At 51.7% G+C, this 21,003-nt stretch carries 26 protein-coding genes; 12 read left to right on the top strand and 14 right to left on the bottom strand.

Going from position 1 to position 21,003, the window contains the following annotated elements; translation table 11 throughout:
- Window positions 1-16 precede the first annotated feature (16 nt).
- The 3 genes from AC2T6E_RS04995 (at window position 17) to AC2T6E_RS04985 (ending at window position 1,907) form a co-directional block, all read left to right on the top strand.
- Window positions 17-754, top strand: a complete 738-nt coding sequence (locus tag AC2T6E_RS04995) for a phosphatase (RefSeq protein ID WP_120158538.1) — start codon at window positions 17-19, stop codon at window positions 752-754.
- A gap of 19 nt (window positions 755-773) precedes the next feature.
- Window positions 774-1,328: a TorD/DmsD family molecular chaperone gene (locus tag AC2T6E_RS04990; protein ID WP_042719419.1), complete on the top strand. Its 555-nt coding sequence runs from the start codon at window positions 774-776 to the stop codon at window positions 1,326-1,328.
- Window positions 1,329-1,424: 96 nt separating this feature from the next.
- The gene (locus AC2T6E_RS04985) at window positions 1,425-1,907 is read left to right on the top strand and encodes a DUF1097 domain-containing protein (RefSeq protein ID WP_126815316.1); all 483 of its coding nucleotides are present in this window, start codon (window positions 1,425-1,427) and stop codon (window positions 1,905-1,907) included.
- A 43-nt stretch (window positions 1,908-1,950) separates the two neighbouring features.
- Here the strand turns inward: AC2T6E_RS04985 and csgG are convergent, their stop codons facing one another.
- The 4 genes from csgG to csgD are packed head-to-tail and all read right to left on the bottom strand — an operon-like array spanning window position 1,951 to window position 4,298.
- Window positions 1,951-2,784 (bottom strand): curli production assembly/transport protein CsgG, encoded by an 834-nt coding sequence (gene csgG / locus AC2T6E_RS04980; protein WP_108418058.1) that lies wholly within the window; start codon window positions 2,782-2,784, stop codon window positions 1,951-1,953.
- 26 nt (window positions 2,785-2,810) lie between these two features.
- Window positions 2,811-3,227 (bottom strand): curli production assembly/transport protein CsgF, encoded by a 417-nt coding sequence (gene csgF / locus AC2T6E_RS04975; RefSeq protein WP_010429564.1) that lies wholly within the window; start codon window positions 3,225-3,227, stop codon window positions 2,811-2,813.
- 26 nt (window positions 3,228-3,253) lie between these two features.
- Complete coding sequence (gene csgE / locus AC2T6E_RS04970) at window positions 3,254-3,643, bottom strand: curli production assembly/transport protein CsgE (RefSeq protein WP_010429567.1); 390 nt, start codon at window positions 3,641-3,643, stop codon at window positions 3,254-3,256.
- Between the two features lie 4 nt (window positions 3,644-3,647).
- Complete coding sequence (csgD, locus tag AC2T6E_RS04965; protein ID WP_010429571.1) at window positions 3,648-4,298, bottom strand: biofilm master transcriptional regulator CsgD; 651 nt, start codon at window positions 4,296-4,298, stop codon at window positions 3,648-3,650.
- Between the two features lie 757 nt (window positions 4,299-5,055).
- On the opposite strand from csgD, the gene csgB reads away from it, so the two are divergent.
- The 5 genes from csgB (at window position 5,056) to ymdB (ending at window position 7,504) form a co-directional block, all read left to right on the top strand.
- Window positions 5,056-5,511: a curli minor subunit CsgB gene (gene csgB / locus AC2T6E_RS04960; protein ID WP_089597832.1), complete on the top strand. Its 456-nt coding sequence runs from the start codon at window positions 5,056-5,058 to the stop codon at window positions 5,509-5,511.
- Window positions 5,512-5,550: 39 nt separating this feature from the next.
- Window positions 5,551-6,006: a curli major subunit CsgA gene (gene csgA, locus AC2T6E_RS04955; protein WP_010429577.1), complete on the top strand. Its 456-nt coding sequence runs from the start codon at window positions 5,551-5,553 to the stop codon at window positions 6,004-6,006.
- A 60-nt stretch (window positions 6,007-6,066) separates the two neighbouring features.
- Window positions 6,067-6,399, top strand: a complete 333-nt coding sequence (gene csgC, locus AC2T6E_RS04950; protein WP_010429579.1) for a curli assembly chaperone CsgC — start codon at window positions 6,067-6,069, stop codon at window positions 6,397-6,399.
- A 164-nt stretch (window positions 6,400-6,563) separates the two neighbouring features.
- On the top strand, window positions 6,564-6,884 hold the full coding sequence (locus tag AC2T6E_RS04945) for a type 1 fimbrial protein (protein WP_100167061.1): 321 nt from the start codon (window positions 6,564-6,566) through the stop codon (window positions 6,882-6,884).
- Between the two features lie 77 nt (window positions 6,885-6,961).
- Complete coding sequence (gene ymdB, locus AC2T6E_RS04940) at window positions 6,962-7,504, top strand: O-acetyl-ADP-ribose deacetylase (RefSeq protein WP_010429585.1); 543 nt, start codon at window positions 6,962-6,964, stop codon at window positions 7,502-7,504.
- Window positions 7,505-7,540: 36 nt separating this feature from the next.
- Here the strand turns inward: ymdB and mdoC are convergent, their stop codons facing one another.
- The gene (gene mdoC, locus AC2T6E_RS04935) at window positions 7,541-8,677 is read right to left on the bottom strand and encodes a glucans biosynthesis protein MdoC (RefSeq protein WP_120158542.1); all 1,137 of its coding nucleotides are present in this window, start codon (window positions 8,675-8,677) and stop codon (window positions 7,541-7,543) included.
- 273 nt (window positions 8,678-8,950) lie between these two features.
- Between mdoC and mdoG the strand changes: the two genes are divergently transcribed.
- The 3 genes from mdoG (at window position 8,951) to AC2T6E_RS04920 (ending at window position 13,318) form a co-directional block, all read left to right on the top strand.
- Window positions 8,951-10,486 (top strand): glucans biosynthesis protein MdoG, encoded by a 1,536-nt coding sequence (gene mdoG / locus AC2T6E_RS04930; protein WP_010429591.1) that lies wholly within the window; start codon window positions 8,951-8,953, stop codon window positions 10,484-10,486.
- Window positions 10,479-13,007 (top strand): glucans biosynthesis glucosyltransferase MdoH, encoded by a 2,529-nt coding sequence (gene mdoH / locus AC2T6E_RS04925; protein ID WP_108418055.1) that lies wholly within the window; start codon window positions 10,479-10,481, stop codon window positions 13,005-13,007. Before mdoG ends, mdoH begins: the two co-directional genes overlap by 8 nt.
- 83 nt (window positions 13,008-13,090) lie before the next feature.
- Window positions 13,091-13,318 carry a YceK/YidQ family lipoprotein gene (locus tag AC2T6E_RS04920; protein ID WP_010429597.1) on the top strand — a complete coding sequence of 76 codons (228 nt, stop codon included), beginning with the start codon at window positions 13,091-13,093 and terminating at the stop codon, window positions 13,316-13,318.
- A gap of 7 nt (window positions 13,319-13,325) precedes the next feature.
- Here the strand turns inward: AC2T6E_RS04920 and AC2T6E_RS04915 are convergent, their stop codons facing one another.
- The 3 genes from AC2T6E_RS04915 to AC2T6E_RS04905 form a co-directional block, all read right to left on the bottom strand.
- Window positions 13,326-13,700, bottom strand: a complete 375-nt coding sequence (locus AC2T6E_RS04915; protein ID WP_100167059.1) for a MysB family protein — start codon at window positions 13,698-13,700, stop codon at window positions 13,326-13,328.
- A gap of 86 nt (window positions 13,701-13,786) precedes the next feature.
- Window positions 13,787-15,016 (bottom strand): multidrug efflux MFS transporter MdtG, encoded by a 1,230-nt coding sequence (gene mdtG / locus AC2T6E_RS04910; RefSeq protein ID WP_089599861.1) that lies wholly within the window; start codon window positions 15,014-15,016, stop codon window positions 13,787-13,789.
- A 139-nt stretch (window positions 15,017-15,155) separates the two neighbouring features.
- Window positions 15,156-16,082 (bottom strand): Kdo(2)-lipid IV(A) acyltransferase, encoded by a 927-nt coding sequence (locus AC2T6E_RS04905; protein ID WP_108418053.1) that lies wholly within the window; start codon window positions 16,080-16,082, stop codon window positions 15,156-15,158.
- 219 nt (window positions 16,083-16,301) lie between these two features.
- On the opposite strand from AC2T6E_RS04905, the gene trhO reads away from it, so the two are divergent.
- A complete protein-coding gene (gene trhO, locus AC2T6E_RS04900) occupies window positions 16,302-17,351 on the top strand; it encodes an oxygen-dependent tRNA uridine(34) hydroxylase TrhO (protein WP_108418052.1) in 1,050 nt (349 codons plus the stop codon).
- 37 nt (window positions 17,352-17,388) lie between these two features.
- Here trhO and AC2T6E_RS04895 read toward each other — a convergent pair whose 3' ends face one another.
- From AC2T6E_RS04895 to dinI, 6 genes are all read right to left on the bottom strand, one after another.
- Window positions 17,389-17,967 carry a YceI family protein gene (locus AC2T6E_RS04895; protein WP_010429605.1) on the bottom strand — a complete coding sequence of 193 codons (579 nt, stop codon included), beginning with the start codon at window positions 17,965-17,967 and terminating at the stop codon, window positions 17,389-17,391.
- 1 nt (window position 17,968) lies between these two features.
- Entirely contained in the window at window positions 17,969-18,535 is a 567-nt protein-coding gene (locus AC2T6E_RS04890) for a cytochrome b (protein ID WP_042718788.1), read from the bottom strand.
- Between the two features lie 225 nt (window positions 18,536-18,760).
- Window positions 18,761-18,874: a DUF2770 family protein gene (locus AC2T6E_RS04885; protein ID WP_010429609.1), complete on the bottom strand. Its 114-nt coding sequence runs from the start codon at window positions 18,872-18,874 to the stop codon at window positions 18,761-18,763.
- 50 nt (window positions 18,875-18,924) lie between these two features.
- A complete protein-coding gene (solA, locus tag AC2T6E_RS04880) occupies window positions 18,925-20,043 on the bottom strand; it encodes an N-methyl-L-tryptophan oxidase (protein WP_337256436.1) in 1,119 nt (372 codons plus the stop codon).
- A gap of 116 nt (window positions 20,044-20,159) precedes the next feature.
- Window positions 20,160-20,414, bottom strand: a complete 255-nt coding sequence (bssS, locus tag AC2T6E_RS04875) for a biofilm formation regulator BssS (protein WP_003858012.1) — start codon at window positions 20,412-20,414, stop codon at window positions 20,160-20,162.
- A 275-nt stretch (window positions 20,415-20,689) separates the two neighbouring features.
- Entirely contained in the window at window positions 20,690-20,935 is a 246-nt protein-coding gene (gene dinI / locus AC2T6E_RS04870; protein ID WP_108418049.1) for a DNA damage-inducible protein I, read from the bottom strand.
- Between the last annotated feature and the right edge of the window lie 68 nt (window positions 20,936-21,003).

Here is a 21,003-nt window from a genome sequence, read left to right as displayed (position 1 = left end):
CGCAGAGGAGAGAAAGATGTATCCCGTAGACCTGCATATGCACACCGTCGCCAGCACCCACGCGTATAGTAACCTCCATGATTATATCGCCCAGGCAAAGCTCAAGGGCATCAAGCTTTTTGCGATTACCGATCATGGCCCGGATATGGCGGATGCACCGCACTACTGGCATTTTGTGAATATGCGGATTTGGCCACGTCTGGTGGACGGTATCGGGATACTGCGCGGCATTGAGGCGAACATCAAAAATACAGACGGTGAGATCGACTGCACCGGCCCGATGCTGACCTCTCTTGACCTTATCCTTGCCGGTTTCCATGAGCCGGTCTTTGCGCCTCAGGATAAAGACACCAACACTGCGGCGATGATTGCCACCATTGCCAGCGGCAATGTGCACATTATCAGCCACCCCGGTAACCCGAAGTATCCGATTGATATTCAGGCTGTCGCGCAGGCGGCAGCGAAACACCGCGTGGCGCTGGAGATTAATAACTCCTCCTTTGTTCACTCGCGTAAGGGCAGTGAAGCCAACTGTCGCGAAGTGGCTGCCGCCGTGCGTGATGCGGGGGGAATGGTGGCGCTGGGGTCCGATTCTCATACCGCGTTTACGCTGGGTGATTTCAGTGAGTGTATGAAAGTATTAAATGACGTTGATTTCCCGGAAGCGCAAATCCTGAACGTGACGCCACGCCGCATGCTCGATTTCCTCGAGTCGCGCGGAATGGAGCCGATTGCCGAATTTGCCGATCTTTAATTGTGTAATGGAATAAAAAATGAACGAGTTCTCCATCCTTTGCCGCGTGCTGGGTACGCTCTATTATCGCCAGCCGCAAGACCCGCTGTTGGTTCCGCTTTTCACGCTGATCCGTGAAGGCAAGCTGGCGCAGAACTGGCCGCTGGAACAGGATGATTTGCTGGAACGTCTGCAAAAAAGCTGCGACATGCAGCAGATTTCAACGGATTACAATGCGCTGTTCGTCGGTGACGAGTGCCGTGTTTCGCCGTACCGTTCTGCCTGGCAGGAAGGGGCGACGGAAGCAGAAGTGCGTGCGTTTCTCTCCGAGCGCGGGATGCCGCTGAGCGATACGCCAGCCGATCACATCGGTACGCTGCTGCTTGCGGCCTCCTGGCTCGAAGACAACGCCGGTGATGACGAAAATGAAGCCATCGAAACCCTGTTTGAAACCTATCTGTTGCCGTGGGTTGGGACATTCCTGGGTAAAGTTGAAGCCCATGCCACCTCGCCATTCTGGAGAACCCTGGCACCGCTGACGCGTGATGCGATTGCTGCGATGTGGGATGAGCTCGAAGAAGAAAATGAAGAGTGATTTAGATCACAAAAATTCTGCAACGATACATTTCAACTTGCACATAATGTGCTTCTGATCGCATTTCTATGGCGCGCTTCTGCTAAGATGCGCGCCATGAACATATTACTTTGTATTGCACTGACAACAGGCATTCTCTCCGGACTCTGGGGATGGGTGGCCGTGTCTCTCGGATTGCTCAGCTGGGCCGGGTTCCTCGGCTGCACCGCCTATTTCGCCTGCCCGCAGGGTGGCGTCAAAGGGCTATTCATCTCCGGCTGTACCCTGATGAGCGGAGTGATTTGGGCGCTGGTGATCATGAAGGGCAGCGCGCTGGCGCCTCACCTGGAGATCCTGGGCTATGTCATGACGGGCGTGGTCGCATTTTTAATGTGCGTTCAGGCAAAGCATTTGCTGTTGTCGTTCGTACCGGGAACGTTCATGGGAGCCTGCGCGACCTTTGCAGGGCAGGGGGACTGGAAGCTGGTCGTTCCCTCGCTGGCGCTGGGACTTCTCTTCGGCTATGCCATGAAAAACAGCGGCCTGTGGCTGGCAGCGCGGCGAGAAAAAGCGCAAAACATCACTGCGGTGAGTGAATAAAAAAAGGCGAGACAAGGGTCTCGCCTTTTTTATGCGCTTTCGATCAGGATTCCGGCGGCACCGACATATCGCGGTATTTTACCAGTACCGGGTTTTGCGCTTCTGATTTGTTCTGCAGATCCCACAGGCCGCGATCGATACCATCGTTAATCAGGAAGATAACCCCGGTTTCGATAGCCGACATCAGACACAGCATCACCGGTTCGTTAGAGGTATACCCAATTTCACCCTCCAGCAAACGCTGATAGTCGATAAAGCGGAATACCCCGGCCTGAACTTCATACGAGAGAATGGTTTTGCTGGTGTTCACGGAGGATAAGATCTCACCCGTGCTCACGTTAACCACGCGCAGGTTGACGGCAATCTGGTCGAGTTGATACTGGGTGTCAGCACCGATACCGAAGTAACGCGCACCTGCTCCCCCCGATTTCACGTTACTTTCGTAACCGATAATCGAGCCTTCCACCATGATATTGGCCGCGGTAAGCGACTGAAGTGGCATTCGATTATTCACGCCAACGGTTCCGTTTTCCTGTGCGGCGCGGATGATTTTTCGTTCATTCAGCAGGTTTTGCAATCCCTGGCGTTCCAGAGGAATAAACCAGCGTGAATCCTTCAGGGCAGTGACCAGCATGGCGGTTGCACTCTGCGGCACGGCCGTAGAGAAGTTACTTGCCGGATACGGTTTAAACTGTCCTGTTTCATCCTGAATGTTATATACCGAGACAAATATCTTACCGGTTGGTGTCGGCAGATGGGTTAAATCGCGGTAGCTTTGTGCCCGAGGCATTAATGTTGGCTTAGCGGCTTCTTTAGGTGGAGCAGTTAAACAACCGCTCAATAAGCACACTGCAACAAAGATCAAAAAGCGCTGCATGATAATTGTCCTTATTTTGGGGTTGTTTAAAAATCAGTCGAACTGGTTTGCAAACCCGACACCTGGATTGTCGATGTTTTTCCGGTTTTGCGATCCGTTACGTTCAGCTGAAGCTGCCCATCTTTGTTGGCGATATCGACGATAAAGTCGTTAGTCACCATGCGGCCGGGTTTACCGGTATTAATATTGGTTAATAAGCCACCTAATATTTGCGACTGGATGGCCTGGGTGAAGTTATCCAGCGCTGACGGGGTTTCGATACCGAAATCGTCGTCAAAGCTTGGGTCTTTGTAAGAGTTTTGAGCCTGGGCTTCGTTAAGCATGAATGCCCCGTTGTTCGGGTTGCCGCCAAAATTAGGGTTGCGGAACTGGAAGGTCATATTCCCGGCCCAGCTTAGCGGTGCAATGAGCATTAACGAAATCACTGTGTGTGCGAGACGCATTACAGCCTCCGAAATAAGTATCGTTGCTAGAACTCATCTTTTGCTAAATCGCCTGTACTCAGTAGGGCTTTATCTAACTGCAGACGATTAATAGCTTCTTCTGTTTGTGCCAGGGCAAAAGCGACGTTCTGATCGAAGTCTCTTTTGGTAGGGAACAGGAAGGTTTGGTAAATAACATCCTGATTGGCTGTTATTGTGATCCAGCTTCCCCACCGTGCACTGGGCCGTTCGTTGATTGTTAAGTTACCGGGATAGTCACTTTCCCATTTATCGCTGAAGGCGCGGTAGAAATCGTGCCCGATAGATGTGACGGTGTGGTCGGTTAACAATCCGGGGACCTCAACTTCCACTGCCTGGAGATTCCCGGCCGCAAGCAGGAAACCTGCTGCAGCAATCCAACTCAACGTGCGTTTCATGCTATTAACGCCTGAGGTTATCGTTTGCCCATGAAACGGCCTGAGTCCGGTTTTTAACAGCTATCTTCTTGAAAAGATTATAAAGGTGCGTCTTGACCGTATTTTCGCTGATAAATAACGAACGGGCGATTTCAATGTTTGAAGCACCAATGCGCAACTTGTTCAGGATCTCTTTCTCACGATGCGTCAGCAGTGCAGACTCTGTACTGTTGTAGCGATAATTTCCGGAGTGTGTAATGAGGTAGCTGGCAAGCTTTTGCGAGAAATAGCATTCTCCTCGCAATATGCCCTGCAAGCCTTCCACGACACGATTCTCTTCTTCAGTGACGTAGAACACGCCATTGATATGCGGCCAGCTTTCTATGTCTCTAAAAGGATACTCATCAGGGGTATTCAATAATAACACGCGGATATTATTGTTTTTCCTGCTTAAGTTATCTTGCCAGTAATGGATCAGCTTTTTATCCGCTTCCATCATATCGAGAAGAATGATACTGCCAGGTGCAATGTCATCAAAAGAACGTTGAATATTATGCAATTTCCCGTTCAATGAAAGAGATTGCTTTAAATGCTGCAATAATGCTGTCGCTTGTAAAGAAGGTTTGGTGATCAACAATAATGTATGACCATGTAAACTATGGACTTCATTAAACATGATGAAACCCCACTTTATTTATGACACCTGGCAGCTATCCCTTGTTAATAGATAAGGAATACCAGAAGCACTGACAGATGTGGCACTGCTGTGTGTAGAATCAAACCATTCCTCCAGAGGAGGACGGAAATAAAAATAAAATGACTTACTACTGTTTTCAATCTAGCTATTACAAACGTTAAAGCAAGTGTTAATCATGTAACTAAATGTAAAATTCAATATTAAATTGTGTATTTGTGGTAATAAATTAGTTTTTGTTTAAGAGAAAAGTTGTACATGAGAATAAGACTGCACACATTTTAAAAATCATACAAATAATTATAACTGCATGAAAAAAATGTGGATTTATAATTCTTACCCCACCGGTGAAAGGTATGAGATACATAAGAAAACTAAGCCTTCCCTCATCAGGCGATTCCTTCTTAAGAAAACTCACCCTGTGTGACAAGGTTTTCAAATTGTCTCGCGTGGGTGTGGTGAAGCCAGGCTACGTAAGGCTGGACAAGGAACCTGCCATTGTACAGGATCTGAGAGAGACGATTTTTTTCTCGCGCTAAACCTAACGTCTGTCAGCGTATTTTTACCGGAATTAATACTTTGAGGTGAAGTCATTAATTAAAATAAGCCGCGCGGGTGAGATATTTAAATTGTTTCGGCGGACATACTCTTTTTCGTAACGCGACGTTAACAAAAAAACGATTCGCGTTTATGCATGAAGAAACGTTATTTTGTGTATAGCCAGGTCCAGGGTGACAACATGAAAAACAGAACGTTATTTATGATGTTTACATTACTGGGTGTGCCTGGATTTGTAACCGCAGGCGGTTCGGACTTAGCCGGTTCTGAATATAACTTTGCGGTTAATGAATTAAGTAAGTCCTCCTATAATCAGGCAGCCATTATTGGTCAACAAGGTTCAGGTAATTCTACTGATATTCGTCAGGACGGTTCCAAGTTAATGTCCGTTGTCTCTCAGGAGGGTGGAGGCAACCGAGCGAAGGTTGATCAATCAGGAACTTATAACCTTGCTTATATCGATCAAGATGGAAATGGTAATGACGCGAGTATAAAGCAGGACGCTTTTGGTAATACCGCAATGATTATCCAAAAAGGGTCGGCTAACAGAGCGAGCATTACGCAGTATGGTACGCAGAAAACAGCAGTTGTAGTGCAGAGACAGTCACAAATGGCCATCCGCGTTATTCAACGTTAGGGCGTTGTGGCGACTTAATCAATCCGATGGGGGTTTACCATGAAACTTTTTAAAGTGGCAGCAATTGCAGCAATCATCGTTTCTGGCAGTGCTTTCGCAGGTGCGGTACCTCAATTTGGCGGCCACGGTCATGGCCACGGCGGTGGTGGTAATAGCGGTCCTGACTCAACCCTGAGCATTTACCAGTTTGGTGGCGGCAACTCTGCTCTTGCCTTGCAAACGGATGCAAGAGATTCAGAACTGACAATTACCCAGCATGGCGGCGGTAACGGTGCTGATGTTGGACAAGGATCTGATGACAGCACCATCGATCTGCTGCAGAAAGGCTTTGGTAACAGCGCAACCATTGACCAGTGGAACAGCAAAAACTCCGTCATCGATGTTAAACAGTACGGCGGCGGCAACGGTGCGGCAGTGGACCAGACAGCATCTGGATCAACTGTTACCGTGCATCAGGTCGGCTTTGGCAACAATGCGACCGCACACCAATACTGATTTCAAATCTGTGCTACAAAAAAACAGGGCATTTGCCCTGTTTTTTTTCGGGAGTTCATCATGAATACGTTAATTCTCCTTGCCGCGCTTTCCAGCCAAATAACCTTTAAAACATCGCAGCAGGGAAATATGACCACCATTATTCCGCAGGTCACCCTGACACACGCGTGCGATTGTCAGGTTCAAATTTTGTCCGTTCGCCAGGGGGAGGGAGGACAAAGTACCTCACGCCAGCAAAATACCTTTTCTATACCCGCTAATCAGACGATTGATTTGATGAGACTGAGTTTAAATATTGGCACAGGGGATACGGTGAACATTACGGTCACCGTCTCTGACGGAAAATCGCTGCATTTATCACAACAATGGTCGCCTGCAGAACGCTCGCTTTAATCATTCATAAAATCAATGATTTGGGAATGTGGCGGGAGTTGAAAGGTGTAACTATGATGTTATCAGGAGCTGAACACGTTTCGCTGTTCAATTACCGGCTACCGCGTTGTCATACTGGAGCGCTTTTACCCCTCAAGGATGATTTATTTTGAGGAGTACAACTTGTGACCAAATCTACCGCTCTGCTCATCTCAGGTTTTAGCCTGATCGTCTCGGCTTATATGACACCCGCATTTTCAGCAACGATTGTTGAAGGCGGTGTTATCCATTTCCGTGGTGCCATTGTTGCCGATCCCTGTGAGATTACCCCTCAACATCGTCAGTTTGCGATGTCCTGCCCGGAAAATAACCGTATCCAGACCCGGATGGTCAGCTATGAGGATGCACTGAATGGGCGCTCAGCCTATCCAGGACTGGCAACCGTGAGTATGCAGTATCTCAATCCTGAAAAAACGCTGGCCGTTGTTAAGGTGGAATATCGCTAGCCGTTTTAAACGATAGTTTTTTCTGACCCTCCCCTCTGCGATACACTTAAGAAAAAGGCGGGTAGCAGGGGGAATGTATGAGACCGCAAATCGAGATTATTCACGGCGATATCACAACGTTACATGTTGATGTGATCGTCAATGCAGCGAATTCCTCGTTGCTGGGGGGAGGCGGCGTGGATGGCGCTATTCATCGCGCTGCCGGGCCGCAATTGCTCGAAGCTTGCAAGGCCGTGCGTCAACAACAGGGGGAATGTCCGCCGGGGCATGCGGTGATTACGCTGGCAGGGGATCTGCCCGCCAAAGCCGTTATTCACGCCGTGGGACCGGTGTGGCAGGGGGGCGAGCACCACGAGGCACGGATCCTTGAGGATGCTTACCGTAACTGCCTGCGCCTCGCTGCGGACAATGGCTATAAAACCCTGGCGTTTCCTGCCATCAGCACCGGTGTTTATGGTTATCCCAAAGCGGCTGCCGCGACCATTGCGGTGAATACCGTGTACCACTACCTATCCCTGAAGCCCATGCCGGAAAAGGTCATCTTTGTCTGTTTCGACGAAGAAACGACGCATCTCTACCAGAGACTTTTGACCCAGCGTGGAGAAGAACTGGACGGCTGATACAAAAGCGGCGCCTTATCGGCGCCGCTTTTTCGATCAGGCTTTAACCTGCGGTTTCCCGGAGAAGAGGAACCGCAGTAGCGGGATACGCAGGTGGATCTCGTACAGCACGATGGCAATCCCGATCACGAAGACCAGCCCGGTGAAGAAGCCCAGCGTGTTGGAAGCAATATGCGGAGTGATGTAAGCGCCGAAGAACAGCGTCAACGGGTGATGCACCAGATAAATGAACAGTGATGCATTGACGAAATAGGTAACGCGGCTGGATTTAAAGTTCAGCAGGCGATGACCGAGGGCAAACACCACGTTCACCATCCACAAGCCCAGCAACATGGTAATGACGCTCTCCGTTTCGTACATCCACGCGTCACCGCTGCCGTAGCGCTGATTGAGAAGATAGGCCGCGAAGGCAAGGGCTGCGCCGACGGCACACCAGGGCGACGGTTGCGTAAACAGCGCTTTTAACTGCGGATAGACAAACGCCAGCGCTCCCACCAGGAAGAAAGGAATGTAGAACAGCGACTGCATCACCACGAAATTAAACAGTCCGTCGCTCAGGATGGGTGGATAAACAATGAACAGCGTGCGTCTGATGGCCGCGTAGACAATCCCCAGCACCAAAAAGAGCAGGGACAGTTTACCGAGCGTGATGTTGGCAAAGAAAGCGTCTGACGTAGTGCTTAAATGGCGGCGCAGACGGCTGAAGATGACCAGACTGACAGTGGTAAGAACCACCAGAACCAGCAGGAACCAAAGGTGTGAAACCAGCTCCCAGACCAGCGTATTGTACTTTTCATACAGCGACAGGTTAGGCCAGTTTTCCGCTTTGCCTTTCACATACTGCAGCATAATGAATTGCGGCAGCGTCAACAGCGGGATGGCGGTGAGCATCGGTATGCCGACGCGCTCGACGCGCACCTTCCACCATCGCTTAAGCGGGTAGCGCAAAAACAGCATATAAGAGAAGTAGCCGGATATGACAAAAAACACCTGCATACGGAAGGCGTGAATGAAGTCATTAAACAGCGTCAGCCACCAGGAGGGCATTTGGCTGTTCACGTGCCAGGTATGGCTGGAATAGATCAATGAAATGTGAAACGGGATCCCCAATAGCATCAGCCATGCCCGGATCGAGTCGAGGAAATATTCACGTTGTACGGGTGTTGTGCTCATATAACTCAGTACATTCTCAGACTAATCGCCTTATCCCTAAGGCGCATAATGGTTACATTCGAAGCCAACCCTACACCAAGACCGACACCCTGTCTCCAGGATAAGCACGCAAAGTGAAAAGCGGGTTCTTTCATTTGCTTAATCCCTGAGCCAGCGAGCTGAACAAAGCAGTGATAATGTTGTCGGATTGCCTGAGTTTCCATTAAAATGGATCGGATCGATATAAGCACACAAAGGGGGAAGTGCTTACTTATTATGAAACATAAATCACAAATGATGAAAATGCGTTGGTTGGGTGCGGCAGTGTTGTTGTCCCTGTATACCTCATCGGCCTGGTCCTTTACCATCGATGACGTTGCTAAACAGGCCAAGTCTATGGCTGGCAAGAGCTACGAAGCGCCAAAAAGTAACCTGCCCTCCGTTTTCCGTGACATGAAATACGCGGACTATCAGCAGATCCAGTTCAATCACGACAAAGCATACTGGAACAACGTTAAAACCCCGTTCAAGCTTGAGTTTTATCATCAGGGTATGTATTTCGACACGCCTGTTGCTATCAATGAAGTGACGGCAACCGCGGTACGTAAAATCAAGTACAGCCCGGATTATTTCAATTTCGGCGATGTGCAGCACGACAAAGACACGGTTAAGGACCTGGGCTTCGCCGGCTTCAAAGTGCTCTACCCAATTAACAGCAAAGATAAAAACGACGAAATCGTCAGCATGCTCGGTGCCAGCTACTTCCGCGTGATTGGCGCAGGGCAGGTGTACGGGCTTTCCGCACGTGGTCTGGCTATTGATACCGCGCTGCCATCAGGTGAAGAATTCCCACGTTTCCGCGAGTTCTGGATCGAGCGTCCTAAACCAACGGATAAACGTCTGACAATCTATGCGCTGCTGGACTCCCCTCGTGCAACCGGCGCATACCGCTTCGTGATCATGCCGGGACGCGACACTGTCGTTGACGTGCAGTCCAAAGTTTACCTGCGCGATAAAGTGGGCAAGCTGGGCGTTGCACCGCTGACCAGTATGTTCCTGTTCGGGCCGAACCAGCCGTCTCCGGCGACCAACTTCCGCCCGGAGCTGCATGACTCTAACGGTCTCTCTATCCATGCCGGTAACGGCGAGTGGATCTGGCGTCCGCTGAATAACCCGAAACACCTCGCGGTGAGCAGCTTCGCGATGGAAAATCCGCAGGGCTTTGGTCTGCTGCAGCGTGGCCGTCAGTTCTCTCGCTTTGAAGACCTGGATGACCGTTACGATCAGCGTCCAAGCGCCTGGGTAACCCCGAAAGGTGACTGGGGTAAAGGGAAAGTCGAGCTGGTTGAAATTCCAACTAACGACGAAACCAACGATAACATCGTCGCTTACTGGACCCCGGACCAGCTTCCAGAGGCCGGTAAAGAGATGAACTTCAAATACGCCATCACCTTTAGCCGTGACGAAGACAAACTGCATGCGCCGGATAACGCGTATGTGATGCAGACTCGCCGTTCAACGGGTGATGTGAAGCAGTCAAACCTGATCCGTCAGCCTGACGGTACCGTGGCTTTCATCGTGGACTTCGCGGGCCAGGACATGAAAAAACTGTCCCCGGATACCGCCGTGACTGCGCAGGCGAGCATCGGTGATAACGGTGAGATCGTTGAAAATGCCGTGCGTTACAACCCGGTAACGAAAGGGTGGCGTTTGACCCTGCGCGTGAAAGTGAAAGATCCGAAACAGACCACTGAAATGCGCGCCGCGCTGGTCAGCAACGATCAGCCGCTGAGTGAAACCTGGAGCTATCAGCTACCTGCCAATGAATAATACATCTGAATATATTGATGCCATGCCGCTGACGGACATTGAAAAAGCGGCACTGCCTAAAAGCGACATCCGTGCGGTACACACCGCGCTGGATGGCGATCATCGTCAGTTTACACGTGATGATGATACGCCGCTGGGGTCAGTAAAGGCGCGTCTGGAGCAGGCCTGGCCAGACTCGCTGGCAGAAGGACAGCTGATTAAAGACGACGAAGGGCGCGACCAGCTTCAGGCGATGCCGAAAGCCACGCGTTCTTCAATGTTCCCCGATCCATGGCGCACCAACCCGGTGGGTCGCTTCTGGGATCGCCTGCGCGGACGTGACGTCACGCCGCGCTATCTGTCGCGTCTGACCAAAGAAGAGCAGGCCTCAGAGCAGAAGTGGCGTACCGTCGGAACGATCCGTCGCTACACGCTGTTACTGCTGACGCTGGCGCAGACGGTGGTGGCAACCTGGTACATGAAGACCATTCTGCCGTATCAGGGCTGGGCGCTGATCAACCCGGCTGACATGGTAGGCCAGGATATCTGGGTCTCCTTCATGCAACTGCTGCCGTACATTCTGCAAAGCGGCATTCTGCTGCTTTTCGCCGTTCTCTTCTGCTGGGTCTCGGCGGGTTTCTGGACCGCGCTGATGGGCTTCCTGCAGTTGCTGATGGGGCGTGATAAATACAGTATTTCAGCGTCAACGGTCGGGGATGAACCCCTCAATCCTGAGCATCGTACTGCGCTGATTATGCCTATCTGTAACGAAGACGTTGACCGCGTGTTTGCGGGGCTGCGCGCAACCTGGGAGTCTGTTAAGGCGACCGGTAACGCCGAGCATTTTGACGTTTACATCCTGAGCGACAGCTACAACCCGGATATCTGCGTAGCAGAACAAAAAGCCTGGATGGAGCTGATTGCGGAAGTGCAGGGCGAAGGCCAGATCTTCTATCGTCGCCGCCGCCGTCGTGTGAAGCGTAAAAGCGGTAACATCGATGACTTCTGCCGTCGCTGGGGCAATCAGTACAGCTACATGGTGGTCCTGGATGCCGACTCCGTGATGAGCGGTGACTGTCTGAGCGGTCTGGTCCGCCTGATGGAAGCCAACCCGAACGCCGGTATCATTCAGTCCTCGCCGAAAGCGTCCGGAATGGACACGCTTTACGCACGTTGCCAGCAGTTCGCGACCCGTGTATACGGCCCGCTGTTTACGGCTGGTCTGCACTTCTGGCAGTTGGGTGAATCCCACTACTGGGGCCACAATGCGATTATCCGCGTGAAGCCGTTCATTGAGCACTGTGCGCTTGCGCCGCTGCCGGGTGAAGGGTCTTTTGCCGGGTCGATTCTGTCGCATGACTTCGTGGAAGCAGCGCTGATGCGCCGCGCAGGGTGGGGCGTCTGGATTGCCTACGACCTGCCAGGCTCATACGAAGAACTGCCGCCGAACCTGCTGGATGAGCTCAAGCGTGACCGTCGCTGGTGCCACGGTAACCTGATGAACTTCCGCCTGTTCCTGGTGAAAGGGATGCACCCCGTTCACCGTGCGGTATTCCTGACCGGCGTGATGTCCTATCTCTCTGCACCGCTGTGGTTTATGTTCCTGGCGCTGTCGACTGCCTTACAGGTGGTTCATGCCCTGACGGAGCCGCAATACTTCCTGCAACCGCGCCAGCTGTTCCCGGTGTGGCCGCAGTGGCGTCCGGAGCTGGCGATAGCGCTGTTTGCGTCGACAATGGTGCTGCTGTTCCTGCCTAAGCTGCTCAGTATCATCCTGATCTGGTGCAAAGGCTCGAAAGAGTATGGCGGCTTCTGCCGCGTGACGCTCTCGCTGCTGCTGGAAGTTCTGTTCTCCGTGCTGCTGGCGCCGGTGCGCATGCTGTTCCATACCGTGTTTGTGGTCAGCGCGTTCCTGGGCTGGGAAGTGGTCTGGAATTCACCGCAGCGTGATGACGACTCCACCCCGTGGAGCGAAGCCTTCATGCGTCACGGTTCGCAGCTGTTGCTCGGTCTGGTGTGGGCTGCGGGGATGGCGTGGCTGGATCTGCGCTTCCTGTTCTGGCTGGCGCCGATTGTCTTCTCGCTGATCCTGTCGCCGTTTGTGTCCGTGATCTCCAGCCGTTCAACGGTGGGGCTGCGTACCAAACGCTGGAAGCTGTTCCTGATCCCGGAAGAGTATTCCCCGCCGCAGGTGCTGGTGGATACCGACAAGTACCTGGAGCAGAACCGCAGCCGTTCGCTGGATGATGGCTTTATGCACGCGGTGTTTAACCCGTCATTCAACGCCCTGGCGATGGCAATGGCGACCGCACGTCACCGCGCCAGCCAGGTGCTGGAGATCGCCCGCGATCGCCACGTTGAGCAGGCGCTGAACGAGACGCCGGAAAAACTCAATCGCGACCGCCGTTTGGTGCTGCTGAGCGACCCGGTCACCATGGCGAGGCTTCACTATCGCGTGTGGTCTGCTCCGGAGAAATACTCTTCGTGGGTGGGCTACTACAAAGAGCTGAAGCTGAATCCGCTGGCGCTGAAGGCGAAGTAAGCTGCTAAGTAGGGCGGGTAAGCGAAGTGCACCCGCCAGATAAAATACCGGCTGCGAGGCCGGTATTTTTTTAGAGGTAATGAATGAAAATAATTGTCGTGGTGTTGATGACATGTCTGCTCAGCGGCTGCGGCAGCATTATCAGCCGCACTATTCCGGGACAAGGTCACGGGAATCAGTATTATCCCGGCGTCAAATGGGACGTACGAGATTCCGCCTGGCGCTACCTGACCGTGCTCGATCTGCCGTTTTCGCTGATCTTCGACACGCTATTGCTGCCCATCGACGCCAGCCACGGGCCTTACGAGTAATGAGCGCTTAACGTTCGTCCCACTCATCGGCTGCGGTCTGGCCCTCTTCGGTATCCAGCGGCGGTTCGAGTTGAAATTCGCCCTCATCCCATTCATGCAGGGTATTTTCTTCAAGCCATTCCTGGCGTAATTCAATTTCGTCGTAATCGCCGTCAAAGACGGCCTGAGCACCTTCACCGCTCAATATCGGCAAACATTCCCCCTCTTCACCGTCATCGGCAAAAAATTCGGCCTGCCACATAATATCGCCGTCCTGCAGGACATACTTTTGGATATTGAGTTGTTGCACGTCAGCATCTTCTTCCTCAATGCCGGGATTATCGGCGAGAAATTCTTCACGAGCGGCATCAATAGCTTCTTCCAGCGTGGCGTACATGGTCATCGGTGTCTCCCTGTTTTTCATGAAGGTATTCAGGGAAAGAATAGCTGATTCTCTGATTTTGCAAGTATGAATGCGAAAATAAGCCGTCAGGCATTTGTCTTATTCAGTTCAGAACGCATCGTCCGGGATAAACTGAACCAGGAGTAAATGGCGTTAAACAGCACGACACCGGCCGTGACGATAAAAACGGCGCGAAAGCCAAAGCTGGCGGAAATGCCCGCCCCGACAAGCGGCCCGGTGACGTTGCCGATATCACGAAACGACTGGTTATAGCTAAAAATACGTCCAGCGATTTGGTTCGTTGAGTTGTAGACCAGCAGGGTCTGTACGGCAGGTAACAGCGCACCGTCTGCCGCGCCGAGCAAAAAGCGCAGCAGGCCGAGTTGCCAGGGAGACTGCACCATCGCCATCGGGATGAGTAACAGAACGGAAATCACCAGGGCACAAATCAGGATCTTTTCGGGCCCAACACGGTCGCCGAGTTTTCCCAGCCTAGGCGCGCTGAGCAGTGCCGCCACGCCGGGTACTGATGCGATCAGCCCGCTGATAAAGGCAATGTTGCTGACGTTGCCCGCCAGATCGCGCACGTACAGCGTTAAAATCGGGGCGATCGACCCGGTCGCCACCTGAATAATCATGGTCGTCACGAACAGGCTCAACACCAGTTTGGGGTTTTTCAGCGAGGTAAGAACATCCCGGGCATGAAGCATCTCTTTTTTGGTGACCGGCGTGAATTTTTCACGGATACAGAGCAAGGTGACGACAAAGCAGAGGAACAGCACGCTGGCGGTGATGAAAAAGACGGGCCGCAGGCCGTAGCTATCCGCCAGTAAGCCGCCCGCCAGAGGTCCAAGCAGCGCACCGCTGACGCCACCCGTTGAGAGCGTACCGAGAGCCCAGCCGCTTTTATGGCGTGGAATTTGTGTGGCAATCAGGGCGTTGGCATTGGGAATGAATCCGCCCAGCAGGCCAAGCAGTGCGCGCAGTACCAGGAACTGCCAGACGTTTTGCGCCACACCCATCAGCGCCATAATAATAGCCATCCCCAGCGCTGAACGTAGCAGCATAATTTTTCGCCCCTTGCGGTCGGCGAGGCCGCCCCAGAATGGCGAAGCGATAGCGGAAAACAGAAAGGTGATGCTAAACACCAGACCTGACCACATATTGAGCGCGCTGTGGCCCGTAACGCCAAGCTGTTCAACGTAGAGAGGCAGGAAAGGCATGACCAGGCTGAACGCCGCGCCCGTCAGAAAGCAGCCGAGCCAGGCAACCGCGAGGTTGCGTTTCCAGTTTATGGGAGCATCTGAGGGTGACATAACTCTCCGCAAATTAAGATACAGTGCGCCGGGAAGGGGAAGTAATAAGCGTGCTAATTATGCGCCTGGGTCAGGATTGCCGCAATGTGGGGGAGCTTTTAAAGCTAAAACAGCATGCGGCCCGGAGGCCGCATGACAATCAGTATCGGGAGGGAACGCCTTGCGGGCGCGTTTTAAAGCGGCGGTGGAGCCACATGTACTGCTCCGGTGCCATCATGATGCATTTCTCCACAATATCGTTCATCCAGCGCGCGGTGGTTTCTGCGTCGTCCAGAGGCGGCGTGAGTTCTGGCTCAAGCATGATGAGCTGATAGCCTGAACCATCCGGCTTGCGGCGTGGGACAAAGGGAACAATAGCCGCTTTAGACATTCGGGCGAGCATCCAGGTCCCCGTGGTGGTCGCCGCTTCTTCGACGGCAAAAAACGGCACAAACACGCTGGATTGCGGGCCGTAATCGTGATCGGGGGCGTACCAAACCACCTCACCGGATTTGAGGGCGCGGATCATGCCCTTCAGATCTTTACGGTCAATCATGCTTTTGTTAGAGCGCATGCGGCCATTGGTCTGGATGAGATCGATGACCGGGTTGTCATTCGGCCGATATACGCCAATACCAGGCGCCTGCATGCCAAACATACGCGCGCCAATTTCAAGCGTCAGGAAATGGACGCCAATCAACAGTACGCCGGTCTGATTAGCCTGCAACGTGTGCACGGGCTCCATACCTGTTCCGGCAACCTCCGTCCAGCGGGCCATTCTTTTGTCCGACCAGAACCATGCAATGCCTGTTTCCATCAGCCCCATGCCAACGGATTCGAAATTTTTAACCACCATATCGTGACGCTCTGTCTCACTCATCTGCGGAAAACAGAGTTCGAGGTTGCGGTAAGCAATCCTGACGCGGCGTTTCATGAATTTCCGGGCAACGTGGCCGATCCCTTTACCGAGGCGGAAAATAACCGGGTAAGGAAGTTGTACGATAAGCCACAACAAGCCTATGCCAATCCAGGTCAACCAATAGCGGGGATGCAAAAGGGCGGCAGTAAATTTCGGTAACTGGGTCATGTCTGTCCTGTGTTCTTACGTCCTGAATGGCTATTCTCGCATTTTTTAGTACGTAGCCAAAATGTCTGTCATCGAAACGTGCACGAATCCAGCATTTGTTAATCCTGGTAAATCAGGTAGGCTGAAATGTAGCGTAAATTGTGTGGATGTAAATTAGCTTTGTTTGCTATATGATGCCGACCGATTTTAATTCTCTAACGATTGCAGGACTTGTACACCATGCCAGTGTTACACAACCGCGTATCGAATGAGATGTTGAAGGCGCGTATGTTGGCTGAAACCGAACCGCGCACGACCATCTCATTCTACAAATACTTCACTATCAACGATCCACAAGCGACCCGCGATGAACTCTATCAGGCATTGACTGCGCTCAATGTCTTCGGGCGCGTCTATCTGGCGCGTGAGGGCATCAATGCGCAGATCAGCGTACCGGAAAGTCAGGTGAACGCCTTCCGTGATTTTCTTTATGGCTTCGATCCGGCGCTTAATGGCTTACGCCTGAACATTGCGCTGGATGATGACGGGAAATCGTTCTGGGTTCTGCGCATGAAAGTGCGTGAGCGTATCGTGGCTGACGGTATTGACGATCCCAGCTTTAATGCGGGTGACGTCGGGGAATACCTGAAGGCCGCTGAAGTGAACGCCATGCTTGACGATCCTGATGCGGTCTTTATCGATATGCGCAACCACTATGAGTATGAAGTGGGCCATTTCGAGAACGCGATGGAAATTCCGGCTGATACCTTCCGCGAGCAACTGCCAAAAGCGGTTGAGATGATGCAGGAACATAAAGACAAAAAGATCGTGATGTACTGCACCGGCGGGATCCGCTGTGAGAAAGCCAGTGCGTGGATGAAGCATAACGGTTTCAACAAGGTCTGGCACATCGAAGGTGGCATCATTGAGTATGCTCGCCGCGCGCGTGAGCAGGGCCTGCCGGTGCGCTTTATCGGCAAAAACTTTGTCTTTGACGAGCGCATGGGGGAACGTATTTCCGACGACGTGATCGCCCACTGCCACCAGTGCGGAACGCCTTGCGATACGCATACCAACTGCAAAAACGACGGTTGCCACCTGCTGTTTATTCAGTGTCCAACCTGCGCTGAGAAATTTAACGGCTGCTGTAGTGAGCTGTGCAGCGAAGAGAGCGTGTTGCCGGAAGAAGAGCAGCGTCGCCGTCGCGCAGGTCGCGAAAACGGGAACAAGATTTTTAATAAATCCCGCGGACGTCTGAATACCAAACTGGGTATTCCCGACCCTGAGTAATGTTTATGCCCGACGGAAAATACCGCCGGGCATATTTTTATCCCTTTTGCTGAACGCCTTCCACGGAAATAATCAGTTCAACATCCTGAGATGCCGGGCCTAAATCCGTGGTGATGTTAAAGTCTTTCAGGTGAATTTTACCTGCAGCTTCGAAGCCTGCACGTTTCCCGCCCCACGGATCATCACCCTGACCAAGCAATTTCGCATTAAGAGTGACGGGTTTCGTTACGCCATTAAGCGTCAGGTTGCCGGTAATATCCAGCTTGTCACCGTCCTTTTTCACGCCGGTAGAGGCGAATGTCGCCTGCGGGAATTTCGATACGTTCAGAAATTCTGCACTGCGTAAATGTTTATCACGCTCGGCGTGGTTAGTATCCACGCTATTGGTATTAATGGTGACATTGACTTTATCCGCTGCCGGATTTTTCTCGTCAAAAGTAAAGGTGCCATCAAAATCGTTAAAGGTGCCATATAGCCAGCTATAGCCAAGATGCTGAATACGGAAATTGACGAAGGCATGTTGGCCCTCTTTATCAATTTTATAATCAGCCGCAACAGCAGAACCGGTGGTGAATAACAGTGAACCTAAGGCGATGCCCAGCAGGTGTTTTTTCATTTTATGCTCCAGAGTCAGAAGACGAACGGCCAAGCATGCGCTTCAGCGTGTCGTCTTTATCGATAACGTGATGTTTGAGGGCCGCGAGCCCATGAAGGACAGAAAGAATAACCACGCTCCAGGCCAGCCACAGATGGACAACGCCAGCGGTATCCGCCTGGACGCCAGCATCGCTGAGCGTGGCGGGAACGTCAAAAAGACCAAAGACGCTGATCGGCTTGCCATCTGCTGTTGAAATAAGGTATCCGCTAATCAGAATGGCAAAAAGCAGGGCGTAGAGCGCAATATGGGCCGCGACAGCGCTCACGCGCGTGAATTTACCGTGGGTTTTCGGCGCGGGTGGCGGTGGGGAAATATGTCGCCAGACGACGCGAACAACCAGACCCATCATCAACAGGACACCTATGCTTTTATGCAGTTCCGGTGCCTGGTGATACCAGCCGTCATAATAGCTTAACGTGACCATCCAGAGCCCAAGCCCGAACATAGCATACACCGCAAGCGCGAATATCCAGTGCAAACCTATGGATATTATTCCGTAGCGATGGGGGGTATTACGCAATTGCATAGGAGATACCACTCAAAATCATTCGAGCAATAAAAATGAACGGGAATAGAGGATATTGCAACTGAAATAAGTAGATAACGTTTTTAATTTAATTTATTTCAGCGTATTTGAAGGTGTTGCGCGGATGTATTTCAAAAGCTTCGAGCAATATAACTCAGGCGGAATCAGTGGATGCGTTAAAAATAATTAACCTCAAGAAGTGTCAATAAACGTAAGCGTTTCTTTTCAATAAAATACAATGTAAATAACATCAATGATGGCCAGCAGCGCCCACAACAACAGATAGAGCATAAAATGCTCGCGAATATTATTGACGAGTAAATCGACGATCCTGCGCATCATTTTTCCTCAGATAAAAGAGGCTCCGGGGGACCGGAGCCTGGCGGGTATTATCCGTTAAAACGTGAGAGCGAGAAGGGCTGCAGATCAAATGGCGGCGTAATACCCTGCGCAAACTGCGCGGCAATTTCGCCAAGCACGGAGGCGAACTTGAAACCGTGGCCGCTGAGCCCGGTAATGAGCAGCGTGTTGTCATGTCCCGGCAGGGTATCAATGATGAAATCTTCATCAGGCGTATTGTCATAGGTGCAGGCTGCGCCGTAGAGCAAGCCGCCAACGCCCGGCAGGATAGTGCGCAAGAACATGAATGCTTCTGAACCATCCTGAGGGTATGCGCCATAGGGTTTGCGCTCCTCAGGCGTGGAGATAATTTGTCCGCCGTTGTGTTTGCCAATCTTAAGCGCGTCCTTTTCTGACGGGAATCCGTAGAACTGATCGCCGTTCGGTAACTCGCCGGTGAATGCCGGGAATTTATTCTGCGCGCTGTAACGCCCGTCTGACTGGAACCAGGAGAAGACTTTGCGCACGGGCTGAATGGGCAGATCCGGGAGCAGTTTTGTTACCCAGGTTCCGGCGCTAATTAGCAGCCGAGACGCAGAATAGTCTCCGTCAGCGGTGGTGACGGTGACACCGTCAGCATGATGGGTAATGCCGCTTACGGGGCAGTTGAACAACTGGGCACAGCCGGCTTTTGCCGCCAAATCAATCCAGGTCTTAATGGCCGATTCACAATGCAGTACGCCCGAGTTGGCTTCAAACAGCCCGATGTAATCATCCGGAACGGCGATCTCCGGCCAGCGTTGCATAATGCCGTTCGCATCCAGACGTTCAACATCAAGATTAAATTCCTTCGCGCTCTTTTCCACGTTCGCAAGAAATGCAGAACTGGCCGGGCCAAGGTTGATAATCCCCGTGCGGTCAAAAATGCGTTCTTCGGTCAGCGTTGCCAGTTCATCCCACAGCGTCTGGGCACGTAAGACCAGCGGGACATAACGCTCTCCTTCACCATAGGCGTGGCGAATAAGACGGGTATCACCGTGATGGCTACCTTCCGCGTGCGGAGGAAGATGGGCATCAATCATCAGAACCTTCAGACCGGCCTGCGTTGCGTAATAACCGGCAGCAGAACCTACAGAACCGCTGCCAATAATGATTAAGTCGTATCTCATATGCATCTCGTTAACTCACGCTTTGTTAGCAGAGTAATTAACTATGCGGGCTGATACAAGGGAGAAATAAATAAGGCACCACGTGGGTGCCTGTTGAGTGAAAAATGGGCATTGTACTAATGCCGTTTATACTCATTTTCCTGATAGTCGCCAGATTCTATTTTTGCGATACCTGCTTCTAAAATAGAAATAAACTGACGGGCGACGTCTGTTGTAAGCCACAGCGTCTGTCCAACTTCCGCTTCGTCACGGTTGAGTTGATTTGGGGTCTGGTAGTGCAAACGCAGCATCAGCGCATCGTAGCTATCTACGGTACTGATATCCCAGCCGACAAGCGGATGGGTCTGGATGACTTCACTATTCTTTTCCATTATAACCCCCTAAATGCGTGTTAGAAGACAACGGCTTTGAGGTTCAATGCATGTTTTTCTGAAAGCATCTTCAGTATACAAGTAATAAGGGTTCCGAAGAGAAAAATAAACAGCTGGCAACACATTTTTCTGCGTTTTAGGATTCTTCGAACAATAAAACACCGTCTTGTTCACGATTTTCTAAGAAGATGCTGAAATAATTTGAACTTATCCAGGATAAAAAAACAAAAAAAAGCCGGGGCGACCCGGCAAAACAAAACAATGAGGGAGCAAGGTTAATCCGTTATGAACCAGTCGTCGGCGCTTTCCCACGTTTCCTGCAGGATGTCGCGGATACGATCTTTGTCTTCTTTTGCACCGCCGATGACGGAGAGGTTGTTTGCGGCCGCGTAACGTACCGTTACGGCGCCATCATTTTCAGGAAAGGTGCTGTGAATACGACGGGATAACTCGCCCGCCAGCGCATCGAGTGCGCCAGCAGGCAGAACGGTTGTTTTGGCAATGGTGACTTCAATACGCATAAATGCCCCCTGTGTAATATACTGTTTATATATACAGGTATATTATGGATTTGACAACAAGAGGCGTT

Source organism: Enterobacter sp. B79-1 (assembly GCF_057444735.1).
Note: the sequence above shows the minus strand (reverse complement) of the source record. Positions and strands in the feature narration are given on the sequence as shown.

Coding starts and splice junctions, on each gene's coding strand:
- AC2T6E_RS04995 (WP_120158538.1), top strand. CDS start 17: ATGTATCCCGTAGACCTGCATATGCACACCGTCGCCAGCACCCACGCG.
- AC2T6E_RS04990 (WP_042719419.1), top strand. CDS start 774: ATGAACGAGTTCTCCATCCTTTGCCGCGTGCTGGGTACGCTCTATTAT.
- AC2T6E_RS04985 (WP_126815316.1), top strand. CDS start 1,425: ATGAACATATTACTTTGTATTGCACTGACAACAGGCATTCTCTCCGGA.
- csgG (WP_108418058.1), bottom strand. CDS start 2,784: ATGCAGCGCTTTTTGATCTTTGTTGCAGTGTGCTTATTGAGCGGTTGT.
- csgF (WP_010429564.1), bottom strand. CDS start 3,227: ATGCGTCTCGCACACACAGTGATTTCGTTAATGCTCATTGCACCGCTA.
- csgE (WP_010429567.1), bottom strand. CDS start 3,643: ATGAAACGCACGTTGAGTTGGATTGCTGCAGCAGGTTTCCTGCTTGCG.
- csgD (WP_010429571.1), bottom strand. CDS start 4,298: ATGTTTAATGAAGTCCATAGTTTACATGGTCATACATTATTGTTGATC.
- csgB (WP_089597832.1), top strand. CDS start 5,056: ATGAAAAACAGAACGTTATTTATGATGTTTACATTACTGGGTGTGCCT.
- csgA (WP_010429577.1), top strand. CDS start 5,551: ATGAAACTTTTTAAAGTGGCAGCAATTGCAGCAATCATCGTTTCTGGC.
- csgC (WP_010429579.1), top strand. CDS start 6,067: ATGAATACGTTAATTCTCCTTGCCGCGCTTTCCAGCCAAATAACCTTT.
- ymdB (WP_010429585.1), top strand. CDS start 6,962: ATGAGACCGCAAATCGAGATTATTCACGGCGATATCACAACGTTACAT.
- mdoC (WP_120158542.1), bottom strand. CDS start 8,677: ATGAGCACAACACCCGTACAACGTGAATATTTCCTCGACTCGATCCGG.
- mdoG (WP_010429591.1), top strand. CDS start 8,951: ATGATGAAAATGCGTTGGTTGGGTGCGGCAGTGTTGTTGTCCCTGTAT.
- mdoH (WP_108418055.1), top strand. CDS start 10,479: ATGAATAATACATCTGAATATATTGATGCCATGCCGCTGACGGACATT.
- AC2T6E_RS04920 (WP_010429597.1), top strand. CDS start 13,091: ATGAAAATAATTGTCGTGGTGTTGATGACATGTCTGCTCAGCGGCTGC.
- AC2T6E_RS04915 (WP_100167059.1), bottom strand. CDS start 13,700: ATGACCATGTACGCCACGCTGGAAGAAGCTATTGATGCCGCTCGTGAA.
- mdtG (WP_089599861.1), bottom strand. CDS start 15,016: ATGTCACCCTCAGATGCTCCCATAAACTGGAAACGCAACCTCGCGGTT.
- AC2T6E_RS04905 (WP_108418053.1), bottom strand. CDS start 16,082: ATGACCCAGTTACCGAAATTTACTGCCGCCCTTTTGCATCCCCGCTAT.
- trhO (WP_108418052.1), top strand. CDS start 16,302: ATGCCAGTGTTACACAACCGCGTATCGAATGAGATGTTGAAGGCGCGT.
- AC2T6E_RS04895 (WP_010429605.1), bottom strand. CDS start 17,967: ATGAAAAAACACCTGCTGGGCATCGCCTTAGGTTCACTGTTATTCACC.
- AC2T6E_RS04890 (WP_042718788.1), bottom strand. CDS start 18,535: ATGCAATTGCGTAATACCCCCCATCGCTACGGAATAATATCCATAGGT.
- AC2T6E_RS04885 (WP_010429609.1), bottom strand. CDS start 18,874: ATGCGCAGGATCGTCGATTTACTCGTCAATAATATTCGCGAGCATTTT.
- solA (WP_337256436.1), bottom strand. CDS start 20,043: ATGAGATACGACTTAATCATTATTGGCAGCGGTTCTGTAGGTTCTGCT.
- bssS (WP_003858012.1), bottom strand. CDS start 20,414: ATGGAAAAGAATAGTGAAGTCATCCAGACCCATCCGCTTGTCGGCTGG.
- dinI (WP_108418049.1), bottom strand. CDS start 20,935: ATGCGTATTGAAGTCACCATTGCCAAAACAACCGTTCTGCCTGCTGGC.